Origin of the sequence: Hydrogenophaga sp. (assembly GCF_026125785.1) — a bacterium.
Lineage (GTDB): Bacteria > Pseudomonadota > Gammaproteobacteria > Burkholderiales > Burkholderiaceae_C > Hydrogenophaga.
The window spans coordinates 84494-94740 of record NZ_JAHCKL010000004.1 but is presented as its reverse complement, the minus strand read 5'-3'; the positions used below and the strand labels follow the sequence as shown (position 1 = coordinate 94740).

At 65.4% G+C, this 10247-nt stretch carries 11 protein-coding genes; 7 read left to right on the top strand and 4 right to left on the bottom strand.

Going from position 1 to position 10247, the window contains the following annotated elements:
* Window positions 1–2 precede the first annotated feature (2 nt).
* Together puuE and KIT53_RS06100 are read right to left on the bottom strand one after the other, a co-directional pair.
* Window positions 3–956: an allantoinase PuuE gene (gene puuE, locus KIT53_RS06105; RefSeq protein ID WP_297749255.1), complete on the bottom strand. Its 954-nt coding sequence runs from the start codon at window positions 954–956 to the stop codon at window positions 3–5.
* Window positions 953–1618: a GntR family transcriptional regulator gene (locus KIT53_RS06100; protein WP_297749253.1), complete on the bottom strand. Its 666-nt coding sequence runs from the start codon at window positions 1616–1618 to the stop codon at window positions 953–955. Before KIT53_RS06100 ends, puuE begins: the two co-directional genes overlap by 4 nt.
* 86 nt (window positions 1619–1704) lie before the next feature.
* Here KIT53_RS06100 and uraH point away from each other — a divergent pair, with 86 nt between their 5' ends.
* Window positions 1705–2058, top strand: coding sequence for a hydroxyisourate hydrolase (gene uraH / locus KIT53_RS06095; RefSeq protein WP_297749249.1), 354 nt, complete (start codon window positions 1705–1707; stop codon window positions 2056–2058).
* 58 nt (window positions 2059–2116) lie between these two features.
* On the opposite strand, the gene KIT53_RS06090 is transcribed toward uraH, so the two are convergent.
* On the bottom strand, window positions 2117–2680 hold the full coding sequence (locus tag KIT53_RS06090) for a hypothetical protein (RefSeq protein WP_297749246.1): 564 nt from the start codon (window positions 2678–2680) through the stop codon (window positions 2117–2119).
* A gap of 177 nt (window positions 2681–2857) precedes the next feature.
* Between KIT53_RS06090 and xdhC the strand changes: the two genes are divergently transcribed.
* Together xdhC and KIT53_RS06080 are read left to right on the top strand one after the other, a co-directional pair.
* A complete protein-coding gene (xdhC, locus tag KIT53_RS06085) occupies window positions 2858–3700 on the top strand; it encodes a xanthine dehydrogenase accessory protein XdhC (RefSeq protein ID WP_297749243.1) in 843 nt (280 codons plus the stop codon).
* 140 nt (window positions 3701–3840) lie between these two features.
* A complete protein-coding gene (locus KIT53_RS06080; RefSeq protein ID WP_297749240.1) occupies window positions 3841–5040 on the top strand; it encodes a urate hydroxylase PuuD in 1200 nt (399 codons plus the stop codon).
* On the opposite strand, the gene KIT53_RS06075 is transcribed toward KIT53_RS06080, so the two are convergent.
* Window positions 5033–6682 (bottom strand): FAD-dependent oxidoreductase, encoded by a 1650-nt coding sequence (locus KIT53_RS06075; protein WP_297749237.1) that lies wholly within the window; start codon window positions 6680–6682, stop codon window positions 5033–5035. The genes KIT53_RS06080 and KIT53_RS06075 overlap by 8 nt on opposite strands.
* 76 nt (window positions 6683–6758) lie before the next feature.
* Between KIT53_RS06075 and KIT53_RS06070 the strand changes: the two genes are divergently transcribed.
* From KIT53_RS06070 to fghA, 4 genes are all read left to right on the top strand, one after another.
* On the top strand, window positions 6759–7262 hold the full coding sequence (locus KIT53_RS06070; RefSeq protein WP_297749234.1) for a MarR family winged helix-turn-helix transcriptional regulator: 504 nt from the start codon (window positions 6759–6761) through the stop codon (window positions 7260–7262).
* Window positions 7263–7362: 100 nt separating this feature from the next.
* On the top strand, window positions 7363–8469 hold the full coding sequence (locus KIT53_RS06065; RefSeq protein ID WP_297749231.1) for an S-(hydroxymethyl)glutathione dehydrogenase/class III alcohol dehydrogenase: 1107 nt from the start codon (window positions 7363–7365) through the stop codon (window positions 8467–8469).
* A gap of 11 nt (window positions 8470–8480) precedes the next feature.
* Window positions 8481–9398 carry an alpha/beta hydrolase gene (locus KIT53_RS06060; protein WP_297749227.1) on the top strand — a complete coding sequence of 306 codons (918 nt, stop codon included), beginning with the start codon at window positions 8481–8483 and terminating at the stop codon, window positions 9396–9398.
* Window positions 9395–10246, top strand: coding sequence for an S-formylglutathione hydrolase (gene fghA / locus KIT53_RS06055; protein WP_297749223.1), 852 nt, complete (start codon window positions 9395–9397; stop codon window positions 10244–10246). Before KIT53_RS06060 ends, fghA begins: the two co-directional genes overlap by 4 nt.
* Window position 10247 lies beyond the last annotated feature (1 nt).

Here is a 10247-nt window from a genome sequence, read left to right as displayed (position 1 = left end):
CTTCAGGCGGCGTTGAGTGGGTGCGTCTGTTTCCAGTGGCGAGCGATGTCCAGCCGGCGCGCCACCCAGACCTTGTCGTGGCTCTGGATGTGGTCGAGGAAACGCTGCAGGGCGGTGATGCGGCCAGGACGGCCGAGCAGGCGGCAGTGCATGCCAATGCTCATCATCTTGGGGCGGTCCAGGCCTGCGGGATCGCCCTCCGCGTACAGGGCGTCGAAAGTGTCGCGCATGTACTGGAAGAAGGGGTCGGCGTGTGAATAGCCCTGGGGCAGGGCAAAGCGCATGTCGTTGCAGTCCAGCGTATAGGGCACGATGAGCTGGTGCGCGTCGCCGCCATCGGTCTTGCGCACCTTCATCCAGAAGGGCAGATCGTCGCCGTAGTAGTCGCTGTCGTACTCGAAGCCGCCGAAGTCGGCGACCAGCCGGCGGGTGTGCGGACTGTCGCGTCCGGTGTACCAGCCCAGCGGCCGGCTGCCGGTGAGTTCCTGGATGGTCTTCATCGCCATCGCCATATGGGCCCGCTCGGTGGCCTCGTCGACGTTCTGGTAGTGAATCCACTTCCAGCCGTGGCAGGCGATGTCGTGCCCGAGTTCGAGGAAAGCCGCGGTGACGTCCGGGCTGCGCTGCAATGCGGTGGCCACGCCAAAGACCGTGAGCGGCAGGCCGCGCCGCTCGAACTCGCGCAGGATGCGCCATACGCCAGCACGCGAGCCGTACTCGTAGATGCCTTCCATGCTGATGTGGCGCGTGGGGAAGGCCGCCGGGTTGAACATCTCGGAGAGAAACTGTTCAGAAGCTTCGTCCCCGTGCAGTACGCAGTTCTCGCCACCTTCTTCGTAGTTCAGCACGAATTGGACGGCGATGCGTGCGCCACCAGGCCAGCGTGCATGGGGAACATTGCGACCGTAGCCGGCCAGGTCACGGGGATAGGGCAGGGTCGAGTCGTAGAGCGTCATGACAGTGCCATGGAGATGTCGTTGGTCGGCACCTTGCGGTCAAAGGTGAGGTTTTCCTCCACGTGCAGCAGGTGCTCGTTCATCAGGCGAACGGCCAGCTCCTCATCGCGCGCAGCCAGCGCCTTCACGATGTCGGCATGCTCATCGCTGGAGTGTTCGGCGGCCTGGTTGCTCTGATACATCAGCGTGATCAATGCGCAGCGCGAGATGAGATCACGCAACAACTCGGCCAGCACCTGGTTGCCCATGAGTTCGGCCATGCGCACGTGGAAGTCACCGAGCAGTTCGGTGCGGCCCGTCACGTCGTCGCTGCTGACGGCCTGCTTTTCCTGTGCCACGTGCTCGCGCAGAGCCTTGATCTTGGCGTTGGTCACGGTGCGCGCAAAGCTGCGTGTCATCTCCACCTCCAGCATCCGCCGCACGGCGAACACCTGTTGCGCTTCCTCCACCGAGGGTGTGGCCACGAAGGCGCCGCGCGCCGGTTCGAGCCGGATCAACCGGTTCTGGGACAACTGGAACAGGGCCTGCCGCACCAGCGTGCGCGAGACCCCGAAATGGTCCGCCAGTTTCTGCTCCGCCAGCTTGGTGCCCGGGTGCAGCCGGTGCTCCACGATGGCCCGAGTCAGCGACTCGACGATGTGGTGGGTGCTGGATGTTTCCATGCGGTCATCATATCCAGAAAAACAAAAAGTGTATACACTTTCGGTAGACCGTATTCCCTCATGTCATCTCATTCAAAGGACGCACCATGGGCTTGAGCACGCACGTTCTGGACACCATGCATGGCTGCCCCGCCGCAGGCATGCAGGTGGAGCTGTACACCACGCAGGGTGAGCAAGCCACGCTGGTCAAGCGCTTCAACCTCAACCAGGATGGCCGCAATCCGGATGGCCCGCTGTACGACAACGCCAGCCTGCGCGTGGGGACCTACCGGCTGGTGTTCGATGTGAAGGGCTATTTCGCGGCCAGGGGCGTGGCCTTGCCCGAGCCGAATTTCCTCAACCGCGTGGCGCTCGATTTCGGTGTGGCGCACACCGACCAGCACTACCACGTGCCGCTGCTGGTGAGCCCGTGGAGCTATGCCACGTACCGCGGGAGTTGACCGGCTGCAAAAAAAAGAGGCCCGCCGGTGGCGGGCCTTTTCCTGCATGGAGTCCGGTCTATTTGGACCGCTGTCCTTCGGTCAGCGTGTCGAGCTGGAAGCGACCGCTCTTGTCCCAGAGCCAGACGTCGGTGTAGACCACCCGTCCCATGCGCACCGGCGCAGGGAAGGGCGAAGCGGCGCGCACCGTGCGTTCGATCTCGCGCATCACGTCCGGGACGTGGCTGGGTGCGCGCATCCAGCTCATGTTGCGGACATGTCCCAGATCGTCCACTTCGACCTGAAGCACGCCCACGGCGTGCATCAGCGGCGGGAGCTGGCCTTTGTAGATGCGCTCGCTGTTGTGCTCGTAGATATGGCGCGCGCCGTCCTTGCGGTAGTCCAGTGGCGTGCTGGCCTGGGAAACGAGTTTGGGCGCGGGGCGTGCACTGACGGGTGGTGGTGGCGCGGGGACCGGTGCCGGTGGCGGTGGTGGGGGCGGCGGCGGAGGCGGGGGCAGGGGGGCTGCGCATGCGGCCAGCAGCGCAGCGGTGCATACGCCCAGCCAGGCCCACGGACTGCGGGGCGGCGGGCAGGTGCCGGCGCCCTGTGCCGGACGCGGTGCGGGTTCGATGTCTCTCATGTTGGGAAGCCTCTGTATCAGATCGGTTGCGTCGCTCAGGACTTCGGTCGGACCATATGGCGAAGCGGATGAAGTGTATGGGTCTTTTGAACAGGGCATGCGTACAGTACGGCCGATACTGTTCGGCCTTGATGCCCATTACGTATCCATACACATTTTTTGACGTGCGCGCCACAGATGTCCGCAGAGCTTGAATCCTTTTTACTGCGTCTGCAATCGGCGCCGGCGGTGCTGGTGGTGGTGGCTGAGGCGCGAGGGTCTGTGCCGCGCGAACCGGGGGCCTGGATGGCGGTTTTCGCGGCATCGACGGGCGGCGTGGTCGGCACGATAGGCGGCGGACATCTGGAGTGGGAGGCCATGCGGCAGGCCCGCGAGGCGCTGGCGGGCGCCGCGCCGTCGGCATGGCGGCAGGAGGTCGTCCTTGGCCCTAGCCTGGGGCAATGCTGCGGCGGCGCCTTGGTGCTGTCGTTCGAGCGTGTCGATGCATCGCAGGCCGATGCTTTGCGCCAGCGCCTGCGTGCACGTCATCGGCCTCTGGCGCTGTTTGGTGGTGGTCATGTGGGCTGCGCCATCGTGCGGGCGCTGGCACCCCTGCCTTTCGATGTGACCTGGATCGACAGCCGCGACGAAGTGTTTCCATCGGATCTGCCCGCGCACGTCCGGACCGAGCACTCCGACCCGGTGCAGTCCGCGGTGCGTGAGTTGGCCTCAGGCAGTGCCGTGCTCATCATGAGCTTCTCCCATGCGGAGGATCTGGACATCGTCGCAACCTGCCTGCGGCGAGTGCATGAGCAGGAGGACCTGGGTTTCATCGGCCTCATCGGCAGCCGCACCAAATGGGCCACCTTCCGCAGCCGGCTGCGGCAGCGCGGTTTCAGCGAAGAGGCCCTTCAGCGCGTCACCTGTCCCATCGGGCTGCCAGGCATCACGGGCAAGGAGCCCGCCGTTATCGCGGCGTCGGTCGTGGCGCAGTTGTTGCTTGAAAGCGGGGCGGGTTTGCCCAGGGTTATCGGGTCTTGAATGTTCTCAAAAAGTGTATACACTTTCTGGAATCGGTCGCAGCGGAGCGGGTGTTGCCAGCAGCACTCATACGCGGCCCTCACACGACTCAGAGCGCCCGCGGTGGTGAGTCGCAAGTTCTGACCTTGCCTTGAGGTGCCATGGAAACTTATCTGCTGGATTGGGCGAATCTGCTGTTGCGCTGGCTGCATGTGATCGTGGCCATCGCCTGGATCGGTTCTTCTTTCTACTTTGTCTTCCTGGACAGCAGCCTCACGCCGCCGCAGGACGAGTCCTTGAAGAAGGATGGCGTGACGGGTGAGCTCTGGGCCGTGCACGGCGGCGGCTTCTACCATCCGGTGAAGTTCGCCGTCTCTCCACCCAAGCTGCCGGATCACCTGCATTGGTTCTATTGGGAGAGCTACTCCACCTGGTTGTCCGGTTTCGCGCTGTTCCTGGTGTCTTATCTCTGGAGCCCCAGCGTCTACCTCATCGATCCCAAGGTGATGGACTGGAGCCCGGCCGCTGCGATCTCGGCGGCCCTGGCCTTCCTGGTGGTGTTCTGGCTGCTGTACGACGCCATCTGCCGCACGCTGGGCCAGACGAAGAATGGAGACGCGAAGGTCGGTGCACTGGTGCTGCTGCTGGTGTGCGTGGCGGCCTGGCTGGCTACCCAGTTGTTTGCGGGCCGGGCCGCCTTCCTGCTGATGGGCGCGATGATCGCCACCGCCATGAGTGCCAATGTGTTCTTCTGGATCATTCCGGGGCAGCGCACGGTGGTGGCCGACCTCAAGGCCGGGCGACCGGTGGACCCGATCCATGGCCAGCGCGGCAAGCAGCGCAGCGTGCACAACACCTACTTCACGCTGCCGGTTCTGTTTGCGATGCTCAGCAACCACTACAGCTTCACCTATGCCCATCCGTACAACTGGGCGATCCTCATCGGCATGATGTTTGCAGGTGCGGCCATCCGGCAGTTCTTTGTCATGCGCCATGGCCACAAGCTCGGCCGCAATGCGCATCCCTGGCCCTATGCGGCCGTGGGGGTGGTGGTGCTGCTGGCCCTCATCGCCTGGCTCAGGCCCGCGCCCAGTGCACCAGTGGCTGCCGCACCGCAGAGCGTGGGCTATGCCGAGCTCAAGCCCGTGCTGGAGCAACGCTGCGTGATGTGCCACGGTGCCGCGCTGCAGTCCAAGAACGTGCGCCTGGACTCGCCCGAGGCCGTTGCGCAGCACGCGCAAACGGTGTATCAGCAGGTGGTGGTGCAGCGCCTGATGCCCATGAACAACGCCACCGGCATCACCGAAGAAGAACGGGCCTTGATCGGTCAGTGGTTCAAGAGCGGGGCCAAGCTCAACTGAACACGCCCGTGCAGGTGCGCAGCACCTCGCCGGCCACGGCATCGTCCGCTCCACGCCAGGCCACCATGTGGTCCGGCCGGATCAGCACCAGCGGGGCCTCGTAGAGTGCCCGTATTTCTGGCGAGGCGTGCCGCACCACCCGCAGGTCCAGGCCCGCTGCGCCGGCCGCGGCTTCGAAGGCGCTGGTGACCGGCGCCTGCGGCCCCAGGGCCAGCAGCGTCCACTCGAAATGAAATGTGTCGAACAGCGAGCGGCCGTCTTCCAGCCATGCGTGCGGCGGCCTGCCGCCTGGGCACGCCGTGGGCTGGTAACGGCCGGGGCTGTCCTCTGGGGGTTGGGTGCCGTCGCGAACGATGATGGGCGACGCGTCGTAGCGACCACCGAACGTCACGCCCGGGATGTTGAACTCCAGGCGCACGTGGGCATTGAGGTGATCGGACGCGGCACGGCGGGCCTGCTCCCCGGCGGGTGAATGCGCTTCCAGCGTGGACGTGGCCTGGAACAGGCCCACCGAATCCGCGAAGTGCCGGGCATAGGCGGTGTTGCGTTCGGCCAGAGGCTTGCGTTCGAGTTCGTAGGAGTCCAGCAGCGATGCAGGCGCGACGCCCTGAACCACGTGGGCCAGCTTCCAGCCCAGATTGACCGCGTCTTCCACTGCGGTGTTGTAGCCCAGGCCGCCCGTGGGTGTGAAAAGGTGCGCGGCGTCGCCGCCCAGAAAGACGCGGCCTTTCTGGAAGGTGTCTGCCACCAACGCATGGCCTGCGGTCCAGGTCAGCATGGACAGCACTTCGATCGGCAGTTCGCAGCCCATCGCTTGCGAAAAGATGCGCTGTGCGTCTTCCTCGGTCCAGGCCTCGGCATCTTCCCCTTCGTGGATGGCCGCGTGGAAGGCGAATTCGCTCTGGCCGTCCACCGAAGCCATGAAAGCTCGGCGCTGCGGGTTGACGGTGACGTACATCCAGGCCCGGTCGTGCGGGAAGTGCTCATGGAATGTGGGCGCGCGGCAGTAGATGGCGAGCATCTTGCCGCCCATGAAGTCCCGCTTGAAGCCGGTGGCCCCGCCGTAGCCGATCCCCAGCCGCTGCCGCACCAGGCTGCGTGCGCCGTCCACGCCCACCAGGTAGCGTGCACGCACATGGGCCGTCGATGCCCCGTCCACGGATTGGATGCTGGCTTCGATGCCGGCACCGGTGTCGGTGAAGTCGGTCAACCGCCAACCATGCAGCAGGTGGTTGGCCGGCCAGCGCCTGGCATGGCGCAGCAGCGTGGCCTCGACGAACTTCTGCGAGACCCGGTGTGGCAGCTCCGCCGCACTCCAGGAACCGCCCAGCGCGCGGATGGCCTGTGCGGCCTCGCTGGCGGTGGGCAGTCGCAAACGGGCCAGTTCATGCTGACTGAAGCGGGTGAAGTAGGCGATGTCCGTCGGATGGTCCGGTGGCAATCCCTGGGCCCGGATTTCCTCGGAGAAACCGTGGCGGCGGAAGTGCTCCATGGTCCGTGCCTGGGTCGCATTGGCCTGGGGGTTGAAGGCCGTGCCGGGTTTGCTTTCCACCAGCAGGTTGTGCACGCCGCGCCGACCGAGTTCGTTGGCCAGCATCAAGCCGCAGGGGCCGCCACCGACAATCAGAACGTCGGTGGTCATGGGCGTACTGTCTTCGAGGCCGGAGCGAGCGGATAATGAGGCATTCATTGGGAATTGCTTAGGTAACCAAAGTATCTTGAGTGTATCGAAAACCCCCCGCAAGTCCAGTCCGCAGCGCACCGCAGATGCCTGGCGCAGGCACAACGCCGGCCGTATCCTGGGCAATGCCCTGGCGCAGTTCGAGTCGCGCGTGCTGGCGCTGATGGTGCAGTCCGGGCACGCGCAGACACGCCTGCCGCACATCCACCTCACGCGCCATCTCGACCTGGGCGGCACGCGCATCACCGTGCTGGCACGACGCGCCGCCATGACCAATGCGGCCATGACCGAGCTCATCGACCAGTGCGAAGTGCTGGGTTTGGTGGTGCGCGAGGCCGACCCGGCCGACCGCCGCGCCCGCATCGTGCATTTCACGCCGGCTGGCCGTCTGTGGCTGGCGGCGTTTGGCCGCGCGTTGCGCAAGGCGGAGAGGGAACTTCGCGAACAGGTGGGAGAGCCGGCGTCCCGTGTGCTGTTTGAGGCGCTGGCGCTCTATGGCAACGGTGTGGATTCCATCGGCGCAGGGGACGCTGCGGGGTAGACTCAGGGTTCGCTGGCGGTTGTGAAAACCGCCTTGTCCAGATTGCGTGTCTGGCGGTTTGCGAACGCGGAACCGCCGCCACCTTCCACACCGAGAACCCATGAAGACACAAGCCGCCGTTGCCTGGAAAGCGGGCCAGCCACTCACCATCGAAACCGTGGACCTGCAGGGTCCCAGGCTGGGTGAGGTGCTGGTGGAGATCAAGGCCACCGGTATCTGCCACACCGACTACTACACGCTCTCTGGCGCGGACCCCGAGGGCATTTTCCCCGCGATCCTGGGCCACGAAGGTGCCGGCGTGGTGGTGGACGTAGGGCCTGGCGTGACTTCGCTCAAGAAGGGCGACCATGTGATTCCGCTCTATACGCCCGAATGCCGCCAGTGCAAGTTCTGCCTGAGCCGCAAGACCAACCTCTGCCAGCTCATCCGTGGCACGCAGGGCAAGGGCCTGATGCCCGATGCGACGAGCCGCTTCAGCTTCGATGGCAAACCCATCTTTCACTACATGGGCACCAGCACCTTCAGCAATTACACCGTGGCACCCGAGATTGCGCTGGCCAAGATCCGGGAGGATGCGCCGTTCGACAAGGTCTGCTACATCGGCTGTGGCGTGACCACCGGTATCGGCGCGGTGATCTTTACCGCCAAGGTGGAAGCGGGCGCCAACGTGGTGGTGTTCGGCCTGGGCGGCATCGGCCTGAATGTGATCCAGGGCGCGAAGATGGTGGGCGCGGACAAGATCATCGGCGTGGACATCAACCCGGCCCGTCAGGCCATGGCACGCAAGTTCGGGATGACGCACTTCATCAACCCGAAGGAGGTCGACAACGTCGTCGATGCCATCGTGCAGCTCACCGATGGCGGCGCCGACTACAGCTTCGAATGCATTGGCAACACGCAAGTGATGCGCCAGGCGCTGGAGTGCACGCACAAGGGCTGGGGCCGCAGCATCATCATCGGCGTGGCCGAAGCCGGTGCCGAGATCAGCACGCGGCCATTCCAACTGGTGACCGGCCGCAAGTGGGAGGGTTCGGCCTTCGGCGGCGCGCGTGGACGCACCGACGTACCCAGGATCGTCGACTGGTACATGGAAGGCAAGATCAACATCGACGACCTGATCACCCACACCATGCCCCTGGCCGACATCAACAAGGGCTTCGACCTCATGAAGCGCGGCGAATCGATCCGCGGTGTGGTGGTCTATTGACCGCGATGGGCATGCCATCCATGGGCCCTGTGCGGCACGTGCGTGCCGGCGTTCTGGACATCGGCTACGTGGAGGCCGGGCCGGTCGACGGGCCCGCGGTGCTGCTGATGCACGGCTTCCCCTACGACATCCACGCTTATGCCGAAGTCGCACCACGGCTGGCTGCGGCGGGTTGCCGTGTGGTGGTGCCGTATCTGCGTGGCTACGGGCCGACACGCTTCATCAGCGAAGCCACGCCGCGCTCCGGCGAGCAGGCCGCGCTGGGGGCAGACCTGCTGGCCTTGATGGATGCGCTGGGCATAGCCCGCGCGGTGCTGGCTGGATACGACTGGGGCGGCCGCGCCGCCTGTGTGGTGGCGGCGCTGTGGCCCGAGCGCTGCGCGGGGCTGGTGTCCTTCAACAGCTACAACATCCAGAACATTGCACGCGCCATGGCGCCTGAGCGCGCCGTGCGCGAGCACAAGCTCTGGTACCAGTACTTCTTTCACAGCGAGCGTGGGCGGGCGGCGCTCACCGCGGACCGGCGGGATGTGTGCGGCCTGCTGTGGCGGCAGTGGTCGCCCACCTGGCATTTCGACGACGCCACCTTCGAGCGCAGCGCGCGAGCCTTCGACAACCCGGACTTCGTGGACGTGGTGATCCACTCCTACCGCCATCGTTTCGGTCTGGTAGCGGGTGACCCCGCCTATGCGCAGATGGAGCGGCGCCTGGCCGCTCAGCCCGTGATCACGGTGCCTTCCATCACGTTCGATGGCATGGACGACGGCGTACGCCCACCGGCGGATGCCAGCGTGCACGCCGACCGGTTCTCCGGCCCGCGCTCGCACCGTCTGGTGCCAGGGGTGGGGCACAACATGCCGCAGGAAGCGCCTGGCGCCTTTGCCGACGCGGTCAAAGAACTAGTCCTTTCTGCAGAGCCGAACCCATGAGCCGAAGCCTCACCACCCTGTCATCTCACCGCTGCTTCGGGGGCATACAAGGCTTCTACCGGCACGACGCCTCCGAGATCGGCCTGCCCATGAAGTTCGGCGTGTTCGTGCCGCCACAGGCCGCGCAAGGGCCGGTTCCAGTGCTCTTCTACCTCGCAGGCCTGACCTGTACCGAGGAGACCTTCGCCATCAAGGCCGGGGCTCAGCGCGTGGCTGCCGAGCTCGGGCTCATGCTGGTTACGCCCGACACCAGTCCGCGTGAAACCGGTATAGAGGAAGCGAATGCCGCCTGGGACTTTGGCCATGGCGCGGGCTTTTATTTGGACGCCACCATGGCGCCGTGGTCGCGGCATTTCCGCATGGAGAGTTGGGTCACGCAGGAGTTGCGTACGCTGGTGCTGGCGCATTTCCCGGCCCGCGCCGACCGCGTCGGCGTGTTCGGCCATTCCATGGGAGGCCACGGCGCGCTGACGCTGGCGTTGCGCCATCCTGGTCTGTTCCAGAGCGTCTCGGCCTTTGCGCCGATCGCTGCGCCCATGCAATGCGCCTGGGGAGAAAAAGCCTTCTCGGGTTACCTCGGAAACGACAGGAAGACCTGGGCGGCACACGACGCCACCGAGCTGGTGAAAGCAGGGCACCGCGCGCCACCGCTGCTGATCGACCAGGGTATGGCGGATCAGTTCCTGGTCAGCCAACTGCACCCGCATCTGTTCGAGGCCGCCTGTGCTGCCGCTGGCCAGCCGCTCACCCTGCGCCGCCATGAAGGCTACGACCACGGGTACTACTTCATCGCCAGCTTCGTCGAAGACCATCTGCGCCACCATGCGCGCGCACTCGCAGCCGCCTGAC